The 17,849-nt window shown below is 68.4% G+C and carries 16 protein-coding genes and 1 riboswitch; of the genes, 6 read left to right on the top strand and 10 right to left on the bottom strand.

Annotated elements, in window-relative coordinates; all coding sequences use genetic code 11:
* Positions 1 to 10 precede the first annotated feature (10 nt).
* The 6 genes from AC50X9_RS18035 to glyA form a co-directional block, all read right to left on the bottom strand.
* Complete coding sequence (locus AC50X9_RS18035; RefSeq protein ID WP_494895770.1) at positions 11 to 586, bottom strand: hypothetical protein; 576 nt, start codon at positions 584 to 586, stop codon at positions 11 to 13.
* A gap of 58 nt (positions 587 to 644) precedes the next feature.
* Positions 645 to 1,478 carry an ABC transporter permease gene (locus AC50X9_RS18030; protein ID WP_494895768.1) on the bottom strand — a complete coding sequence of 278 codons (834 nt, stop codon included), beginning with the start codon at positions 1,476 to 1,478 and terminating at the stop codon, positions 645 to 647.
* On the bottom strand, positions 1,475 to 2,359 hold the full coding sequence (locus AC50X9_RS18025; RefSeq protein ID WP_494895799.1) for an ABC transporter permease: 885 nt from the start codon (positions 2,357 to 2,359) through the stop codon (positions 1,475 to 1,477). Before AC50X9_RS18025 ends, AC50X9_RS18030 begins: the two co-directional genes overlap by 4 nt.
* A gap of 10 nt (positions 2,360 to 2,369) precedes the next feature.
* On the bottom strand, positions 2,370 to 3,320 hold the full coding sequence (locus AC50X9_RS18020) for an ABC transporter ATP-binding protein (RefSeq protein WP_494895766.1): 951 nt from the start codon (positions 3,318 to 3,320) through the stop codon (positions 2,370 to 2,372).
* Between the two features lie 203 nt (positions 3,321 to 3,523).
* A complete protein-coding gene (locus tag AC50X9_RS18015; RefSeq protein ID WP_494895764.1) occupies positions 3,524 to 4,474 on the bottom strand; it encodes a bifunctional methylenetetrahydrofolate dehydrogenase/methenyltetrahydrofolate cyclohydrolase in 951 nt (316 codons plus the stop codon).
* Between the two features lie 3 nt (positions 4,475 to 4,477).
* Entirely contained in the window at positions 4,478 to 5,779 is a 1,302-nt protein-coding gene (gene glyA / locus AC50X9_RS18010; protein WP_494895761.1) for a serine hydroxymethyltransferase, read from the bottom strand.
* 170 nt (positions 5,780 to 5,949) lie between these two features.
* Positions 5,950 to 6,036: riboswitch (ZMP/ZTP riboswitch) on the bottom strand.
* Between the two features lie 60 nt (positions 6,037 to 6,096).
* On the opposite strand from glyA, the gene purU reads away from it, so the two are divergent.
* Positions 6,097 to 6,957 (top strand): formyltetrahydrofolate deformylase, encoded by an 861-nt coding sequence (gene purU / locus AC50X9_RS18005; RefSeq protein ID WP_494895755.1) that lies wholly within the window; start codon positions 6,097 to 6,099, stop codon positions 6,955 to 6,957.
* A gap of 61 nt (positions 6,958 to 7,018) precedes the next feature.
* A complete protein-coding gene (locus AC50X9_RS18000; RefSeq protein ID WP_494895753.1) occupies positions 7,019 to 7,444 on the top strand; it encodes a class I SAM-dependent methyltransferase in 426 nt (141 codons plus the stop codon).
* 99 nt (positions 7,445 to 7,543) lie between these two features.
* Here the strand turns inward: AC50X9_RS18000 and AC50X9_RS17995 are convergent, their stop codons facing one another.
* Positions 7,544 to 8,035, bottom strand: a complete 492-nt coding sequence (locus tag AC50X9_RS17995) for a DUF2231 domain-containing protein (RefSeq protein ID WP_494895751.1) — start codon at positions 8,033 to 8,035, stop codon at positions 7,544 to 7,546.
* Between the two features lie 187 nt (positions 8,036 to 8,222).
* On the opposite strand from AC50X9_RS17995, the gene AC50X9_RS17990 reads away from it, so the two are divergent.
* A complete protein-coding gene (locus AC50X9_RS17990; protein WP_494895749.1) occupies positions 8,223 to 8,741 on the top strand; it encodes a gamma carbonic anhydrase family protein in 519 nt (172 codons plus the stop codon).
* A gap of 14 nt (positions 8,742 to 8,755) precedes the next feature.
* Here the strand turns inward: AC50X9_RS17990 and AC50X9_RS17985 are convergent, their stop codons facing one another.
* Positions 8,756 to 10,459, bottom strand: coding sequence for a flavin monoamine oxidase family protein (locus AC50X9_RS17985; protein WP_494895747.1), 1,704 nt, complete (start codon positions 10,457 to 10,459; stop codon positions 8,756 to 8,758).
* Positions 10,456 to 11,997, bottom strand: coding sequence for an amino acid permease (locus tag AC50X9_RS17980; RefSeq protein WP_494895745.1), 1,542 nt, complete (start codon positions 11,995 to 11,997; stop codon positions 10,456 to 10,458). Before AC50X9_RS17980 ends, AC50X9_RS17985 begins: the two co-directional genes overlap by 4 nt.
* Before the next feature lie 141 nt (positions 11,998 to 12,138).
* Here AC50X9_RS17980 and AC50X9_RS17975 point away from each other — a divergent pair, with 141 nt between their 5' ends.
* Entirely contained in the window at positions 12,139 to 13,884 is a 1,746-nt protein-coding gene (locus tag AC50X9_RS17975; protein ID WP_494895743.1) for a PucR family transcriptional regulator, read from the top strand.
* Positions 13,885 to 13,895: 11 nt separating this feature from the next.
* On the opposite strand, the gene AC50X9_RS17970 is transcribed toward AC50X9_RS17975, so the two are convergent.
* Positions 13,896 to 14,687, bottom strand: coding sequence for a nitrilase-related carbon-nitrogen hydrolase (locus AC50X9_RS17970; RefSeq protein ID WP_494895741.1), 792 nt, complete (start codon positions 14,685 to 14,687; stop codon positions 13,896 to 13,898).
* Between the two features lie 254 nt (positions 14,688 to 14,941).
* On the opposite strand from AC50X9_RS17970, the gene AC50X9_RS17965 reads away from it, so the two are divergent.
* Together AC50X9_RS17965 and mmsA are read left to right on the top strand one after the other, a co-directional pair.
* A complete protein-coding gene (locus tag AC50X9_RS17965) occupies positions 14,942 to 16,132 on the top strand; it encodes an ROK family transcriptional regulator (RefSeq protein WP_494895739.1) in 1,191 nt (396 codons plus the stop codon).
* A gap of 130 nt (positions 16,133 to 16,262) precedes the next feature.
* On the top strand, positions 16,263 to 17,819 hold the full coding sequence (gene mmsA, locus AC50X9_RS17960) for a multiple monosaccharide ABC transporter ATP-binding protein (RefSeq protein WP_494895737.1): 1,557 nt from the start codon (positions 16,263 to 16,265) through the stop codon (positions 17,817 to 17,819).
* The last annotated feature ends 30 nt before the right edge of the window (positions 17,820 to 17,849 follow it).

The following is a 17,849-nucleotide window of genomic DNA, read 5'->3' as shown; positions in this document are numbered from 1 at the left end:
CCGATCCACTCTAGTCGACAATGGTTCCGGAGACGGGCTCGTCGCTGCCGCCGGAGTGCTTGATCATGTCCCGGGCGTTTGTGGCGGTGATTTCGATGGTCTCCAGCGCCCGGCGGATCGTTTCCTGGTCCGACGCGGCGCCCTTCGCCCGCTCCTGCTCGACGACGCGGACCTGCACCTGCACAATTTTGAACGAGTGGTCCAGTTTCAGGTCCCGGACTTCGTCCGCTTCGCGGCGGACCTCCCTGAGGCGGGTGCTGCCGTGGTCCACACTGCCCGACGACGGCGCGCGGCCGGCCGCCGCGTTGAACGCGTTCTGCGCTTCGGTCAGCTTGGCGCCGGCCTTCTTGGCCGCCTTCTGGATGCTGAACACCACGAACGAGGCCAGGGCGAGCCAGAAGCCGGCGATGATCGCCACGACCCAGCCCACGACGTCGTTCTGGTTCGCGGCAAAGATGACCGCAACCACGAAGGCGACGATGAACACCATCATCCCGGGCCCGCTGATGCGGAGGAGCGAGAACTTGCCCGTGGCGGCGTTGTACGCGGACGGCTTGGAAGACGCGGAGTTGCCCAGAGGTTGCATGAGCCTATTATCGCAAACCCGCGCAGGGCCCCGGCCCGCTTCCACCCCCGGCGAACGCCTACTTGAGGAACAGCCGGCGCAGCCGCCCGGTGGTCAGCAGCACCCCGAAGGCGATCATGGCGAGGTAGTAGCCGATGTGGACCGCGGTGGCGGGGGTGAAGACACCGACGCTGATCTGCCGGAGCAACTCCACACCATGCCATAGCGGCATCGCCTGGATGAGCCACTGGATGTATTGCGGGTACACACTCAGCGGGTAGAAGGTGGCGCTGAACAGGAACATCGGCAGCATCACGAAGTTGATCCAGTCCATCTGCTGGAAGGTCTTCATGAAGCTGGTGATGCCCATGCCGAAGCTCGCGAAGCCGAATGCGATCAGCACCGCGGCCGGGATCATCAGGATGGCCCACGGCGTGGTGATCAGCCCCATCACCCCCATCACGGCGGTGAACCCGGTGGCATACATCAGGCCGCGCAGCAGGGCCAGGAAAATCTCGCCCATCGCAACGTCGAGCGGGCCCAGCGAGGTGTAGAGCATGCCCTGGTAGAGCTTGGCGAAGTTCATCTTGAAGAACACGTTCCAGGTGGAGTCGTAGACCGCGCCGTTCATCGCGGAGACGGCCAGCAGCGCCGGGGCGATGTAGGCGGCGTAGGAAATCTCCCCGCCGCCCGGGCCCTGGACCGAGCCGACGATCGCGCCGAGGCCGACCCCCATCGAGATCAGGTACAGCACGGGCTCGAAGAAGCCGGAGAGCATCACCATCCAGTTGCTGCTCTTGGTGGCCATCAGCCCGCGGGCGACGACGGCGCGGACGTTCCGTGAGTACAGTGGCCCGAACTTCCGGTTGCGGGCGGCCTCGGTGTCGCTGTGGCTGGTGCTGAGCGCGCTCATCCGCCCATCCTCTTGACGAACTGGCGCTTGGTCAGGACCCAGCCGAGCACCGTGAGGGCGAGCAGGAAGACCAGGTGCGCGATGGTCAGCAGCGGCGCCTCCTGGTAGCCGTAGCTGAACACCCGGCCCAGTTCGGTGCCGTGCCAGATCGGTGAGATCCAGCCGATCCAGCGCACGGCGACGGGCAGGGTATCCAGCGGGAAGAAGGTGCCGGAAAACAGGAACAGCGGCATCACGATGAACCGCATCACCATGGCAAACTGGCCCTTGTCCTCCTTGATCGACGCGGCGTAGGCCATCAGCGGCAGCCCGAAGGCCAGCCCGGCGAGGCAGGCGACCAGGATCGAGACCCAGCCCCAGCCGCTCGGTGCCGCGCCGAACAGCGCCACCACCACGAAGTAGATCGCCGACTGCAGCAGGAACCGGGCGGTGACGGCCAGGACCTGGCCGAACGCAATCTGCTGGGGCGTCAGCGGCGAGGCGTGCGGCCCGTAGTAGATCCGGCGCCATTTGAACCCGTCCATCACCGGGAAGGTGAACTCGTTCGCGGCCGTCATCACGGCGGCCGAGATCAGCAGCGCCGGCGCGATGAAGGTCAGGTAGCTGACCCCGCCGAAGCCGGCCTCGCTGTTGGTATCGACCAGCGTCGCCAGCCCCACGCCCATCGCGAACAGGTAGGCGACGGGCTGCCCGACGCCGTACATCACGATGGTCCAGCCGTAGCTCTTCATCACCCGGAGGACGTGTTCGGCGAAGTACAGGGACCCGTAGCGCCGGGCCCGGGCGGCCGAGACCGCCGGGGAATGGGCGCGCAGGGCGGGGGCCGCCGGCGCGCCCGGTGCCGCGTCCGCCGTCGTGGTCCCCGCAGGCTGTTCCGGCAGGGCGGCTTTCCTAGTCAACGAGGCTCCGGCCGGTCAGCCGCAGGAAGACGTCCTCGAGCGAGGAGCGGCGCACCAGCGAGGTCACCGGGCGCAGCCCCCGCGCGGAGACCTCCTCGAGGGCGGCCTCGCCGTCGTGCGCGTAGATGAGGACGCGGTCGGGAAGGGTTTCCACCCGTTCGCCGATGCCCTCCAGTTCGGCGCCGACCGTGGCGTTGCGTTCCGAGCCGAAGCGCAGCTCGAGGACTTCGCGGGTGGAGTACTCGCGGATCAGGCTGGCGGGTGATCCCTCGGCCATGATTTTGCCCTTGTCCACCACGATCAGGCGGTCGCAGAGCTGCTCGGCCTCGTCCATGTAGTGGGTCGTGAGGATCAGCGTGACGCCCTGTTCCTTGAGCCGGAACAGCCGGTCCCAGAGGATGTGCCGGGCCTGCGGGTCCAGCCCGGTGGTGGGTTCGTCCAGCAGCAGGATCCGGGGTTCGTTGATCAGGGAGCGCGCAATGGTGAGCCGGCGCTTCATGCCGCCGGAGAGGGCGTCCACCTTGGACTTCGCCTTGTCCGTGAGCTGCGCGAACTCCAGCAGCTCGTCCGCCTTGGGCCTGAGGTAGCTCATCGGCAGGCCGAAGTAGCGGCCGTAGACCAGCAGGTTGTCCCTGACCTTGAGTTCCTCGTCCAGGTTGTCCTGCTGCGGGACGACGCCCAGGTGCGCGCGGACCTCCGGTCCGTTCCGGTCCGGGTCCAGGCCCATGATGCTCAGGTTCCCGGAGGTCCGCTGGGACACCCCGCCGATCATCTTCATGGTGGTGGACTTGCCCGCGCCGTTGGGGCCGAGCAGGCCAAACGCCTCGCCGGCGGGCACGGAGAAGGAGATTTCGTCGACCGCGACGACGTCGCCGTAGCGCTTCGTCAGGTTCTCGGCAGTGATCACATACTGCGGCGGGCCGGCTTCGGCGGGGCTGCTCACATGAGCGTCCTTGGGTGAGGATTCTTTGGAGACGAGTTCAGGCACCCGAATCACGGTAGTGGATGCCGCCGGACTATGAAAGGGTCTTTTCGTAAAAAATCCAGACGTTTGCTGATCCGTGATGTCCGGGGCCTAAACGGCTCAGGGCGCCGCCTCCGGACGGGAGGGGCGCCCTGAGGTTCGGGACTTCTTAGGCTCCGGAACTAGACGGCTGCGGCGGTGTCCGCCTCGGCCAGCTGCCGTTCGGCGGTTTCCACCACGTTGGCCAGCAGCATCGCGCGGGTCATCGGGCCCACTCCCCCGGGGTTCGGGGACAGCCAGGCCGCGACGTCGGCCGCTGCCGGGTCCACGTCTCCGGTGACCACGGCCTTGCCGGAGCCGTCGTCGACGCGGCTGACGCCGACGTCGAGCACGATGGCCCCCGGCTTAAGGTCCGCCGCCTTGATCATGTGCGGCTGGCCGGCCGCGGCGATCACGACGTCGGCCTGCCGGAGTTCGGCGGGAAGGTCAACGGTGCCGGTGTGGGCCAGGATGACCGTGGCGTTGACGTCCTTGCGGGTGAGCAGCAGGCCCACCGGGCGGCCGATCGTGACCCCGCGGCCCACCACCAGCACCCGCTTGCCGTTGAGGCTGATGCCGTGCCGGGTCAGCAGCTCAACACAGCCCTTGGGGGTGCAGGGCAGCGGGGACTTCATCGGTCCGCCGACGTTGGCCACGAGCCGGCCGAGGTTCATCGGGTGCAGCCCGTCGGCGTCCTTCTCGGGGTCCATGGCCTCCAGGATGACGTCCTGGTCGATCTGCTTGGGGAGCGGGAGCTGGACGATGTAGCCGGTGCATTCCGGGTTGTCGTTGAGTTCCCGGACCACGGCCAGGAGCTCCTCCTGGGTGGTGTCCTCCGGCAGGTCGCGCCGGATCGACGTGATGCCCACCTCGGCGCAGTCCTTGTGCTTGCCGCCGACGTACCAGGTGCTGCCCGGGTCGGAGCCGACCAGGATGGTGCCCAGGCCGGGAACGATCCCGCGGGTCTTGAGCGCTGCGACGCGTTCGGTGAGCTCGGCCTTGATCGCCGCGGCGGTGGCCCGTCCGTCGAGAATCCGGGCGGTGTCAGCCGTGGCTGCGGTCTCAGCCGTGGGTGCGGTCTCTGCAGGAGTCATGGACTACCACTGCTCGTGCTGCGGGTACAGCGGGAAGTCAGCGGCGAGCTTGTCCACGCGGGACTGCAGCGCATCGATGTCCGCCGCGGAGCCGGCCTTCAGCGCGGTCGCGATGATCTCGGCGACCTCGGTGAACTCCTCGGCGCCGAAGCCGCGGGTGGCCAGCGCGGGGGTGCCGATCCGCAGACCGGAGGTGACCATCGGCGGGCGGGGGTCGAAGGGGACGGCGTTGCGGTTGACCGTGATGCCGACCGAGTGCAGGAGGTCTTCCGCCTGCTGGCCGTCGAGCTGGGAGTTGCGCAGGTCCACCAGGACCAGGTGCACGTCGGTACCGCCGGTGAGGACGGAGACGCCGGCGTCGGAGACATCGGTCTGGTTCAGCCGGTCCGCGATGATCCGGGCGCCTTCCAGGACGCGCTCCTGGCGTTCCTTGAATTCCTCCGTGCCGGCGATCTTGAAGGCGACCGCCTTGGCGGCGATGACGTGCATCAGCGGTCCGCCCTGCTGGCCGGGGAAGACGTTGGAGTTGATCTTCTTGGCCCACTCCTGCTTGGCCAGGATCACCCCGGAGCGCGGGCCGGCGAGGGTCTTGTGCACGGTGGAGGTGACGACGTCGGAGTACGGGACCGGGCTGGGGTGGAGTCCGGCGGCCACGAGGCCGGCGAAGTGCGCCATGTCCGTCCAGAGCAGCGCGCCGACCTCGTCGGCGATCGAACGGAAGGCGGCGAAGTCCAGGTGACGCGGGTAGGCGGACCAGCCGGCGATGATGACCTGGGGCTTTTCGGCGACGGCCTGGGCGCGGAGCTTGTCCATGTCGATGCGGAAATTGTCTTCCTCGACCTGGTAGGCGGCAACCTGGTAGAGCTTGCCGGAGAAGTTGAGCTTCATGCCGTGGGTCAGGTGGCCGCCGTGGGCCAGGGACAGGCCGAGGATCTTGTCGCCCGGGGTGATCATCGCGGAGAGCGCCGCGGCGTTGGCCTGGGCACCGGAGTGCGGCTGGACGTTGGCGTATTCGGCGCCGAAGAGCTCCTTGACCCGGTCGATCGCGAGCTGCTCGGCGATGTCGACGTATTCGCAGCCGCCGTAGTAGCGGCGGCCCGGGTAACCCTCGGCGTATTTGTTGGTCAGGACCGAACCCTGGGCCTCCATCACGGCGCGGGGGGCGAAGTTTTCGGAGGCGATCATTTCCAGGGTGCCGCGCTGGCGGCCCAGCTCCTGGGCGAGGACGGCTGCGATTTCGGGGTCAAGCTCGGCCAGCGGCTGGTTGCTCACGGCGGCTGACGAAAGGCTAAGGGAGGTGGTCACGGGGAACTCCTGGCTAGGCGACGGGCACTGCTTAAGGTCAGGTTACCGGCTGGCCCGCGCGGCGTCCCTAGGTTACGGCCCCGAAACCGGGGACGCGCCAAAGGGGCCGGCACCCGTTGCGGGGTGCCGCTGCGGGCCGGCAGCGGGGTGCTGCCAACCGGACAAACATGACCCTCGGCCCAGGCGTACGATCCGTGGTCTTCGTGAATGCCGCTCCCTGGTGGTTAGCCCACCCAACGCCAGTTGCGACGGATCCAGACTACCCCAGGCCGGCGGCTCTGCCCCAGCCGGCGCCTACCCGCGGGTAGGCTGTCTGGGTGACTGACGACCAGCTGACAGCTTCCTATGTTCTGACCTTCTCCTGCCCGGACCGCCCCGGCATCGTGCACGCCGTCGCGGGTGCCCTGCTCATCGCGGGCTGCAATATTACGGACTCGCAGCAGTACGGCAGCCAGAGCACCGGGACGTTCTTTATGCGCGTCGAGGCGACGACGGCGGCTTCCTCGCTCGAGCTTCGCACCGCCCTGGAGCCGGTGGCCCAGGCCTTCGGCATGCAGTGGAGCCTCAACCCGGCCGGCCGGAAGGTCCGCACCCTGCTGATGGCCAGCACCTCCGCGCACTGCCTCAACGACCTGCTGTTCCTGCAGCGCTCCGGCACCCTGCCGATTGAGATCCCGGCCATCGTGTCCAACCACCGGAACCTGGCCGGCCTGGCCGAGTTCTACGGCATCCCCTTCCACCACATCCCGGTCACCCCGGCCACCAAGGTCCAGGCCGAGGATGAGCTCCGCGCGCTGATGGCCGAGCACGCCATCGAGCTCACCGTCCTGGCCCGCTACATGCAGATCATTTCCAACGAGCTGTGCCAGGAGCTGACCGGCAAGGCCATCAACATCCACCACTCCTTCCTCCCGTCCTTTAAGGGCGCCAGGCCCTACCACCAGGCCCACGCCCGCGGTGTGAAGCTGATCGGCGCGACCGCGCACTACGTGACGGCGGCGCTGGACGAGGGGCCGATCATCGAGCAGGAAGTCATCCGGGTGGACCACCGGCGCACGGCCGAGCAGTTCGTCCAGATGGGCCGCGACGTGGAGGGCCGCACCCTGGCCCAGGCGGTGCAGTGGCATGCCGAGCACCGGGTCCTGCTGGACGGCAACCGCACGGTTGTATTCAACTGACACCGGTTGTATTCAACTGAGACCGGTTGTATTCAACCGATCCCGGTCATTGAATAGAGGTATGGCACTTTCCGGGGAAGACCTGCTGACCGAGTTCGTGGCCCTGCTCAAGTCCGAGGGCCGCAAGGGGGTCCTGGGCCTTGACTGCGGCCCGGGCACGGACGGGCTGCGCTTTGTCCAGGCCGGGATCCATTTCACCGGCGTGGACCCGTCCGAGGAGCACATCCATGCCGCGCGGGCCCGCGGCCTGGAAGCCTCGGTCGCCGCTGCCGGTTCGCTGCCGTTCGCCGACTCGACGTTCCCGTCCGTGTGGGCGGTCGACGCCCTGGCCGGGCTGCCGCCGGAGAAGTGGGACGACGTCGTCCGCGAACTCGGCAGGGTAGCGGCGCCCGGCGCCCCGATCGCCGTCGTCCTGCCCGAACAGGACGCGCCCGAACTGGATCGTCCCGAAAGCGCCGGGTTTACCGTGTTCCGCTCCCCCGCCTGAATACCCCCGATGCCTGAAAACCCCGAAGCGCTATCACTCGCGGTCGTGCTCAGGGCTGAGAACCACCACAAGTGATGGCGCAACCGGCCGTGCGCGGGCTCAGCGGCGGCGCACGCTGCGCATGTACCCGCCCAGGAAACCCCCCACGATCAGCAGGACGCCGCCGAGCCGGGCCAGCCGCACGCCCACGTCGTGCCGGCCACGGGATCGTGCGGCCCAGGAGGCCAGGAAGATCAGCGTCGCAGTGCCGTTCGCCGCGGCGTGGACGACGCCGACGCGTCGGGTGGCGCGGTCCGCCCGGGCCCATTCGGCCCAGCCGGTGATTCCCGTGGGGCCGGCCGCGACGACGCCGAGGGCCACCAGCCGGGTGGCTGCCCGGCGGGTTCCCTCGTCCGGGAAGAGGTCCAGGAAGATGGCCATGAACCAGGCCCCGAACGGCACATCGGTGGCGACGGCGTGCGGTATGCTGCCGGTGGCGTCACCCCGGAAGAAGCTGCGCAGCCGGGGGTTGGCCACCAGCCGGCCTGCGAGCGGCTCCGCCGCCCGGACGGCCGGGTCGAGGCCGTCCCACTCCTCCAGCCGCCGCATCATTCGTCGGAATTTCCCGTTCTCCGTCACCACGGACCACCTCCCGGACAGGGCCTTTGATGGCCCCGATCCTACTCACCCCCGGCCCCGGTTCAACCCCCGTTGACCTATCACTTGTGGTGGTTCTCAGCCCTGAGAACCACCAGCGGTGATAGCGCAACGGGCCGGGAATGTGTCCTAGGCTGGAGGCATGGCTCCCATATACGCTTTCGCCGGGGACACCCCGGCCGTCCACGAATCCGCCTTCATCGCACCGAGCGCCTCGGTGATCGGCAAGGCCACGCTCGCCGAGAATTCCAGCGCCTTCTACGGCGTCTCCGTCCGGGCCGACACCGCCGCGATCAGCGTGGGCGCCGGCAGCAATCTGCAGGACAACGTGGTGCTGCACGCCGACCCGGGCTTCCCCTGCACGGTCGGCGCCCGGGTCAGCGTCGGGCACAGCGCCGTCGTGCACGGCTGCACGGTCGAGGACGACTGCCTGATCGGCATGAGCGCCACCATCCTCAACGGCGCCGTCATCGGCGCCGGCTCGCTCGTGGCTGCCGGCGCCGTCGTGCTGGAAGGCACCGTGGTTCCGCCGCGCTCGCTGGTCGCCGGCGTGCCCGCCAAGGTCCGCCGTGAGCTTACCGACGAAGAGTTCGCAGGCGTGCAGCAGAACGCGGCGCACTACCAGGAGCTGGCCCGGGCGCACGGCGACCTGCACGGCTAAGCACGCTGGGAGACTCAGTCCAGCGAGATCGGGCCCAGTTCGTCCAGCACATCGCCGGGACCCGGGTTTCCGGCCGCCGCTGACCCGCCCAGGTGGTTGACGACGCCCCAGACGGCGTTCAGCCCGGTGGTCACGGCGCCCTCGGCCCACCCGGCGGTGAAGGACACGTCATCGCCGGCCAGGAAGATCCCGCGCTGGCCCTCCGGGAGCCGGTCCTGCTTGAAGTGGCTGAAGAGGCGCTGCTGGTAGCGGTAGTGCCCCGGCAGGTTGGCCTTGAAGGCCCCCATGAAGTTGGGGTCCGCTTCCCAGGAGACGGTGATGGGCTGGCCAACGATGTGGCTGGCGATGTCCACGTTCGGGTAGATCTGTTCGAGCGAGTGCAGCATCAGCTCGACCCGCTGGTCCGCGTCCAGGGCCAGCCATTTCAGCGCGTCATCGTTCCAGGTGTAGGAGAGCAGGATCACCGCGGGCTTCTCCGGCCCGTTGTCCAGCAGGTAGGTGGCCCGGTTCAACCGGTCGGTCAGCGTCATGGACATGACCTCCCGGCCCGTCGCCGGATCGATGTCCTTCCAGAAGGGCCGGTCGACCATCACGAAGGTCTTCGAGGACTGCATGTAGTGGGAGCGCTCGATCGCGGTCCACAGTTCTGCCGGGAACAGGGTTTCCTCGGTGTGGATCCGCGTCGACAGCAGCCATGACTGGCAGGTGGTGATCACGGCCGGATAGGCCGCCTCGCGGCCCCACCGCTCCCGGATGCGGAAGTCGCCGCTGCCGTCCCGGGCGATCCGGTCCACGGCGCCCCGGGGGGCGCCGGCGTGCAGCGATGCCAGCGATGTTCCCTCCGGCCAGTGGACCATGCCCGACGGCGCGTGCTGCCAGAGTGCCTCGGGGAGCCGTTGCGCCCCGCCGGCGATAAGCCGGTGCGCGTCGTCGGCGTCGGTGTAGACGACGCGCAGGATTTCGAGGATGGAGTTGGGGAAGTCTGTGTCCCAGCCGCCCGTGCCGAAGCCCACCTGCCCGAACGCCTCGCGGTGGGCGAATCCGGCCTGCTTGAACGAGTCGCTGCCGGCGATGAACCCGCAGAAGGTCTGTTCATCCAGCAGGGGCAGCAGCGCGTTCCACAGCTCCTTGATCCGGGCGGTGTCCCGCGCGCGGATGGCGTCCTGCATCTCGGTGAACTTGGCGCCGTCGTTGACGGCAGCCTTCCAGGCCTCCGCGACCTCCCGGAAGAACGGCGGGAGGTCCGCCGGGGTGCGGGCGTAGTGCTTCTGCCCGGCGAGCTCGATCACCGTGCTGGAGGTCGCCGCCGCCAGCGGGTTGGGGAACTCCTGGGTCTCCAGCCCGAGCAGCTCGACGTAGTGGTAGAAGGCCTTGCCGGAGACGGGGAAGCGCATCCCGCCGAGGTCGGCCACGACGCCGGCGGCGGACGGGAAGCTCGCGGTCCGCAGCCGGCCGCCGATCTGGTCCGCTTCGTAAAGGACCGGGCGCAGGCCCAGTTTCATCAGCTCGTAAGCCGCCACCAGCCCGGAGAGCCCGGCTCCGACCACGGCCACTTCGGTTCCGTGGAGCCCGGCCGGGATGGCGCCCAGACCGTCCGGATGGGCCAGGTAGTGGTCGTAGCTGAACGGGAAGTCGGGATTCAGCATGGTGATAGGGGCCTGGTCGCCGGCGCCGGGCGCTGCCGGTCCGGGGGCCGGGAGTTCTGTGGCGGTTGTCATGAGTGGTGTGCTTTCATCGGTTCGGGTGAGGACGTGGTGTCGGAGGGGGCTGCGCCGGATAGTTCACGGTATTCCTCGTTACTGAGCGCCGCCACCCGGGAATGCCGGCGGCCGTAGCCGAAGTAGATGGCCAGTCCCACCAGCATCCACAGTCCGAAGACCACCCACGTGTCCGCGCCGAGGTTGAGCATGAGGTAACCGCACATGGCGGCGCCGAGGATGGGGGTCAGCGGAAACAGCGGGACGCGGAAGCTTCGCGTGAGTTCGGGCCGGTGGCGCCGCAGGTAGATGACGGCGACGTTGACCAGGGCGAAGGCGAAGAGCGTGCCGATGCTGGTGGCGTCCGCCAGCGCCCCGAGCGGGACGAGGCCCGCGGTGAGGGCGACGGCGGTGCCCACAATCAGGGTCCCGGCCACCGGAGTGCCGGTGCGGGGCGAGACGCGGCCGAAGATCTTGGGCACCATGCCGTCCCGTGACATCGACAGCAGGATGCGGGTCTGGCCGTAAAGGACCGTCAGCACGATGCTGGCAATGGCCAGCACGGCCCCGACGGCGAACACCAGCGCAATCCAGGGCTGCCCGGTTGTCTCCTCCAGGATCTTTACGAGGGCGGCTTCGGTGCCGTCGAACCAGCCCCAGGGCCGCGCGCCGATCGCGGCGACCGCGACGAGCACGTAGATGGTGGTGACGATCAGCATGGAGAGCAGGATGGCCCGGGGCAGGTCGCGCTTCGGATTGCGGGCCTCCTCGCCGGCCGTGGAGGCGGCGTCGAACCCGATGTAGGAGAAGAACACCCGGGAGGCGGCGGCGGAGACGCCGGCGGCGCCCATCGGCAGCAGCGGTTCGAAGTGTGCGGCGTTGAAGGCGGTGAAGGCCACAACGCAGAAGAACACCAGGATGCCGACCTTGACCACCACAATGGCCGTGTTGATCCAGGCGCTTTCCTTGGCGCCGCGGACCAGCAACGCCATGGCCAGGACCACGATCACGATCGCCGGCACGTTCAGCACTCCGCCGTCCCCGGGCGGCTGCGAGATGGCGTCCGGCAGCGCCAGGCCGAAGACGGCGAGGGCTTCGTTGACGTACTGGCCGGCGCCGACGGCGACGGCGGCCACGGAGACGGCGTATTCGAGCACCAGGCACCAGCCGCAGATCCAGGCCATGCCTTCGCCCATCGTCGCGTACGTGTAGGAGTAGCTCGATCCTGCCGCGGGCACCATCCCGGCCATCTCGGCGTACGAGACGGCGGAGAGCAGCGCGGCGACTCCGGCGATGGCGAAGGAGATCCAGATGGCCGGGCCTGCCAGCGGCACGGATTCACCCAGGATCACCAGGATGCCGGTGCCGAGGGTGGCGCCGACGCTGATCATCGTCAGCTGCAGCACACCGAAGCTGCGGACCAGCCGCGTGCCATCGTGGCCGTTTTCGGCTTCGCTGACGAGCTGCCCGATCGGCTTGCGGCGAAGCAGCTGCGCGGTCAGTCCGGGACGGCCCGTGGTGGCCGGTGGCCGTTCTCCAATAAGAGTTGGCACAGTCATCGTTGACGTCCGTTCTTCAGTAGTGGTCTTTTTCCCCGCGTCCAGCCTAGGCTTGTGAGCCAGCTCTCACGGTTGTGCAAAATGACCTATAGTCTTCAGTCATGAGACCAAATGCACCTAAGCTCCGGCCCCTGGACCCCCATGGCAGCCGTGGCTGCTGACGACGCCGAGCGGCTGGGTTTCGTCACCCTGGCGCAGTTCCTGCGCCAGCTGCCGCCGGAGCTGTCGGTTCTGCACGACGGCGGCAACTGGGCCGAGCGGCTGCGCTGGGTGGAGCCGAGCGAGCTGGAGGATCCCACCCCGTACCTGCTCGACGGCGAGTTCCTGCTCACCGCCGGCCTCCCGTTCCTGGGCGGGGGCGGCGCCGCGGAGCCCGTGGACGCCTACGTGCGGCGGCTGGTCGGGGCCCGCGTCTCCGCCTTGGGCTTCGGCCTGGAACCGTACTTCGACGCGGTGCCCGACGCCGTGGTGCAGGCCTGCCGGCGCCACAACCTGACCCTCGTGGCCGTCCCGAAGACCGTTCCCTTCGCCGCCGTCGGCCTGGCATTCTCGCAGCTGCTGGAATCGGACAACGCCACGACGTTCCGGCAGCTCGCGGACACGAACCGGCAGCTCATGCGCGCGGTGCTGTCGGCACGGCCGGAACACGAGCTCCTGGCCGCCCTCGTGCAGCGGGTTCCGGTCTGGGCGGTCCTGGTGGGGGCCGACGGGCGGGTGCGTGCCCGCGGAATCGCCGGCGCAGCAGGAGCCCCCGCCACGCCGGGCGTGGACGCGGCAACGCTGCAGCCCCTGCTGGCGAGGCTGCTCTCCGGCAGCGGCCCGCGCGTGGAGCTGGACTCGTTCGGCACGGCAGGTTCGGCGCTGGTCTTCGGGTATCCCCTGCGCAGCACCCGGGACGCCAATCTGGGCGCCCTGGTCCTGGGCACCGACGCTCCACTGACCCCGGCCCAGAACAGCGTCGTCTCCACCGCCGTCGGGCTGCTGGAACTGCTGGTGCGCCAGCGCACCAGCGGCTCGCTGGCCCCCAGCCAGCTGGCCACCGCGCTACTGCTGCATCCGGACAGTTTGGTGTCCGGAGGCACCCGCCACCTCAACGGACTCAAGGACCTGCTGGCGCAGAGCGTCTCCTCCACCCGGTCCGGGCAGCTGCGGGTGATCCTGGGCATCCGCCCGGAGCCTACCGGGGCTCCCGACGCCCCGGCAGTCACCGCGGTCACCGCAGTCCCGGCCGGCACGGCCGCGCCGGCAGGCACTGCAGCCGCCCCGGGCCGCTCCGGCCGCCCCGTCGACAGTCCCGTGCGGGAGCTGCTGGAGTGGCGCCGGATGTTTGATACCAAGCTGGTGGAGATCACGGACTCCGGTTTTGCCGCCATCACCAGGCTGAAGGTCGACGACGCCCTGCTGGCCGGTGTGGAACGGCTCGGCTGGCGCCTCGTGGTTGGCAGCGCCACCGAGCTCTCCGGTCTCGCCGAGGCCTACCAGCGGGCCTGGTCCCTTCGCGGCCGCGTCGGGACCACGGGACGCAGCGTCCGGGTGGATGACGTGACGTGGTCCGTGGCCGGGCTGCTCGGCAAGGAGGCCGGTGCCATGCTGGCCGCCCGGCTGCTGGCGCCCGTGCTGGCGCTGGCACCGGAGCGGCGGGACACCCTGCTCGGCATCCTCCGCGCCTGGCTCGGCGAGAACGGCAGCTGGGATGCCACGGCCAAAGCCACCGGTCTGCACCGCAACAGCATCCGCCGGCAGATCGGCATGCTCGCGGAGCTGCTGGAGCTGGATCTCAACCAGGCGCAGGCCCGGGCCGAGCTCTGGATCGCCCTGCAGTACACGGACGAGCTGCCCGGGATGCCGGCGGCGCCGGCGGCCCCTGCCGCGCTGGAGACCCCGTAGTCCGGTACCGGTCAGCTGCCCCAGGAGCGGTAGATTTCCGGCCGGAGATCATCCAGGTAGGCCACCTCGTGCCCGGCCGCGCCCGGCTCCGGCAGCTCGGCGAACAGCAGTTCGGCCCCGGTGCCGGCCGAGGCCAGGAGCCCGCCGTCCGGGGCGGCGATGACGCTGCCGCCCAGGAAGTCGCAGCCGTCCTCCGTTCCGGAGTGGTTGGCGTAGGCCACCGTCAGATGGTTCTCCAGGGCCCGCGCCCTGATCAGCACCTGCGGCACGGCGTCGAATCCCTCCGCCAGGGCAGTCGGCACCAGCAGCAGTTCGGCGCCGCGCACCGCGGCGGCACGGACGGCCTCCGGGAACTCCACGTCGTAGCAGATCACCAGTGAGGTCCTGACCCCGCGGAAGTCCACGACGCCGGGACTGGCCGCGGCGGGGAAAAACGCCTGGCGCTCCTCCGGCCCGAAGAGGTGGACCTTGGCGTAGCTGAGGAGCTCCTCGCCGTTCTGATCGACGAGGGTGGCCGTGATCTGCCATTCCCCAGTAGCGGTGACGGCGGGGAGGCTGTAGACCAGCGCAATGCCGTTCCGGCGGGCAATCTCCGCCAGGGCCGTCCGGATGGAGGGCAGCGCCGCCGGGTCAAGCTCCGCCCGCAGCCGGAGGGGCGCATACCCCACCGGGAAAAGCTCCGGGGTGAGGAGCAGCCGGGCGCCGGCCGCGGCCGCCCTGCCGGCGGCAGCATCCAACGCAGCGCAATTGGCATTAACGTCCAGCACGGCGGCGTTCGCCTGCATCAGGGCCAGTAGCACCATTACCACCTCAGCATCCTTAGGGCCCGCCCTTCGCGGCGGACTCTGGCTCCTCCAGCGTAGCCATCCGCCAGCGCCGGCGTCCCGGTGCATTTCCGCCCGGCCGACCGGGAAGCGGGGCGGAATGCCCCGCCGGCCCCGGCAGGCGCCCCGGCGGACACAGCGCCGCGCCCCGCACCGGCCCCGCCAGCCGACTTCCGGACCTTCCATGCGTTAACTTCTTGACTACAAGACGCGGATGGGGCAATCTTCATTGCATGCCCTCACCAACGCGCTCAACGAGGAGCCGAACCAAAAACCCCGGATCACAGTCCGCCCTCCGGCATCTGAACCAACAGCGGATCATTGAATGCCTTCTCGCCGGGCCCTCCACGCAGGCGGAACTGGCACGGCAGACCGGCCTCTCCACGGCCACGGTCTCGAACATCGTCAAGATCATGCAGGACGCCGGACTGGCCTCCACTGAACCGATCACCAGCTCCGGCCGGCGGGCCCTGAACGTCCGGCTCAACAGCAACGGGGCCGTCGCCGTCGGAATCGACTTCGGCCGCCGGCACCTGCGCGTCGTCCTCGCCTCCCTGAGCTACCACGTGATCGCCGAGGAATCGGTCCTGCTCCCTCTGGGCCACCACGCCGAGGAAGGCATCAGCGCCGCCGTCGGACTGCTGGACCGGCTCCTGGCCGGCAGCGGAGTGGAGCGCAGTGCGGTCGTGGGCGCCGGCGTCGGCATCCCGGGACCCATCGACCGCCGCACCGGGACGGTGGCGCAGGGCGCAATCCTGCCCGAATGGGTGGGCATCAACATCCTGGAACGCCTCGAGGGGGCGCTGGATCTCCCGGTTTTCCTCGACAACGATGCCAATCTTGGGGCCCTGTCGGAAGTCACGTGGGGGCCCCACACCGGCATCAGCAACCTGATGTTCCTCAAGATCGGCTCCGGCATCGGCGCGGGCCTGATCCTGAACGGGGCGCCCTACTACGGCCACGTCGGAATCACCGGCGAAATCGGCCACGCGACCATCCACGAGCACGGCCTGGTCTGCCGCTGCGGGAACCGCGGCTGCCTGGAAACCATCGCCTCGACCACCACCATGATCGAACTCCTGAGCCGCGGCGAGGACAAGCCGCTCACCCCGGAGGACATCGTCCGCAAGGCCCTCGCACGGGACTCGGCGACCCTGCGAGTCGTCGACGACGCCGGGCTCGCCGTCGGCCGCGCGCTGGGCAATGTGGCCAACCTGATCAACCCGGAAGTGATCGTGGTCGGCGGCCCGCTGGCGGGCCTCGGCGACCTGCTGCTGGACCCGATCCGGCGGGGCCTGATCCGGCACGCCGTGCCGGTAATCGGCGAGACGACAACCCTGACGATGTCCTCCCTCGGCGACCGCGCCGAGTCCCTGGGCGCGACCGCCCTGGTCTTCCAGCACGCCGGAATCCGGCGGAACTGAGCTTTTCGTTATCTGGCCGTTGCGTTAAAGACTTGACGACAACGCTGTGATCAAGTTTACTTTTCCATCAGACGGCCCTGCGGTTTGCAGGGGCGGACAACGAAGTCATGCATTGGAGGCGTAAGGGCAGATGACGTCCCTCAACACGCACAGCGATCCGATAATTCTCGAGATGCGCTCCATCACCAAAGAGTTTCCCGGCGTTAAAGCTTTGTCCGAGGTGAACCTGCGGGTGAAGGCCGGTGAGATCCACGCGATCTGCGGCGAGAACGGCGCCGGCAAGTCCACCCTCATGAAGGTGCTCTCGGGGGTTTACCCCTTCGGCAGTTACGACGGCGACATCGTCTACCAGAGCGAAGTCCAGCAGTTCAAGGACATCCGGGCCAGCGAGCACGCCGGCATCGTGATCATCCACCAGGAACTCGCGCTGATCCCCGAGCTGTCCATCATGGAGAACATCTTCCTGGGCAACGAGCCCACCAAGCGCGGGGTGATCGACTGGGCCGAGGCGCGGATCCGTTCCACCGAACTGCTGGCCAGGGTCGGCCTCCGCGAGGACCCGGAAACCCCGATCAAGGAAATCGGCGTCGGCAAGCAGCAGCTCGTCGAAATCGCCAAGGCGCTGAACAAGTCGGTGAAGCTCCTCATCCTCGACGAGCCCACGGCGGCGCTCAACGAATCAGACTCCCAGCACCTACTGGACCTGATGCTGGGCCTGAAGGGCCGCGGCATCACCTCCATCATCATTTCCCACAAGCTGAACGAAATCGAGCAGATCGCGGACTCCATCACCATCATCCGTGACGGCAAATCGATCGAAACGCTGGACGTCAAGGCAGACGGCGTCGACGAGGACCGCATTATCAAGGGAATGGTGGGCCGGACCCTGGAGTCCCGCTTCCCGGACCACGAGCCGAAGATCGGCGAGGTCTTCTTCGAGGTCAAGAACTGGAACGTGGGCCACCCGCAGATCCAGGACCGACTGGTCTGCAAGAACTCCAGCTTCTTCGTCCGGCACGGTGAGATCGTCGGCTTCGCCGGGCTGATGGGCGCGGGACGCACCGAACTGGCCCGCTCCGTCTTCGGCCGGTCCTACGGCCGGTTCCTCTCCGGGCAGATCTACCTGAACGGCAAGGAGATCGAGCTCAAGAACGTCAAGCACGCCATCGACGCCGGACTTGGCTACGTCACCGAGGACCGCAAGTCCCTGGGGCTGAACCTGCTGGACGACATCAAGGCGACCACGGTCTCGGCCAACCTCCGCAAAGTCAGCAAACACAACGTAATCGACGCGAACAAGGTCTTCACCGTCGCCGAGAAGTACCGCAAATCGCTGCGGACCAAGGCGCCGTCCGTGGAGGAGGGAGTCGCCAAACTCTCCGGCGGCAACCAGCAGAAGGTCGTGCTGGCGAAGTGGATGTTCACCGAACCAGACCTGCTGATCCTGGACGAACCCACCCGCGGGATCGACGTCGGCGCCAAGTACGAGATTTACGGCATCATCCAGCAGCTGGCCAACCAGGGCAAGGGCGTCATCGTCATCTCCTCGGAGCTGCCCGAACTGCTGGGCCTGTCAGACCGCATTTACACCATTTTCGAAGGCGCCATCACCGGCGTGCTCAACAAGGACGAAGCAAGTCAGGAAAGCCTCATGAAACTCATGACCTCCGCACGCAAGTCAGCCTGACCCGCTGTGGCCACCTGCTCCGATTACTCC

It is taken from the genome of Pseudarthrobacter sp. HLT1-3, from assembly GCF_059383535.1.
Note: the sequence above shows the minus strand (reverse complement) of the source record. Positions and strands in the feature narration are given on the sequence as shown.

What these genes read in the sequence shown, in the direction of transcription:
- AC50X9_RS17970 (WP_494895741.1), bottom strand. Translation starts at nt 14,687, where the DNA reads ATGGTGCTACTGGCCCTGATGCAGGCGAACGCCGCCGTGCTGGACGTT.
- AC50X9_RS17975 (WP_494895743.1), top strand. Translation starts at nt 12,139, where the DNA reads ATGGCAGCCGTGGCTGCTGACGACGCCGAGCGGCTGGGTTTCGTCACC.
- AC50X9_RS18035 (WP_494895770.1), bottom strand. Translation starts at nt 586, where the DNA reads ATGCAACCTCTGGGCAACTCCGCGTCTTCCAAGCCGTCCGCGTACAAC.
- AC50X9_RS18000 (WP_494895753.1), top strand. Translation starts at nt 7,019, where the DNA reads ATGGCACTTTCCGGGGAAGACCTGCTGACCGAGTTCGTGGCCCTGCTC.
- mmsA (WP_494895737.1), top strand. Translation starts at nt 16,263, where the DNA reads ATGACGTCCCTCAACACGCACAGCGATCCGATAATTCTCGAGATGCGC.
- AC50X9_RS17965 (WP_494895739.1), top strand. Translation starts at nt 14,942, where the DNA reads ATGCCCTCACCAACGCGCTCAACGAGGAGCCGAACCAAAAACCCCGGA.
- AC50X9_RS17985 (WP_494895747.1), bottom strand. Translation starts at nt 10,459, where the DNA reads ATGACAACCGCCACAGAACTCCCGGCCCCCGGACCGGCAGCGCCCGGC.
- AC50X9_RS17980 (WP_494895745.1), bottom strand. Translation starts at nt 11,997, where the DNA reads ATGACTGTGCCAACTCTTATTGGAGAACGGCCACCGGCCACCACGGGC.
- AC50X9_RS18015 (WP_494895764.1), bottom strand. Translation starts at nt 4,474, where the DNA reads ATGACTCCTGCAGAGACCGCACCCACGGCTGAGACCGCAGCCACGGCT.
- AC50X9_RS17995 (WP_494895751.1), bottom strand. Translation starts at nt 8,035, where the DNA reads ATGATGCGGCGGCTGGAGGAGTGGGACGGCCTCGACCCGGCCGTCCGG.
- AC50X9_RS18030 (WP_494895768.1), bottom strand. Translation starts at nt 1,478, where the DNA reads ATGAGCGCGCTCAGCACCAGCCACAGCGACACCGAGGCCGCCCGCAAC.
- AC50X9_RS17990 (WP_494895749.1), top strand. Translation starts at nt 8,223, where the DNA reads ATGGCTCCCATATACGCTTTCGCCGGGGACACCCCGGCCGTCCACGAA.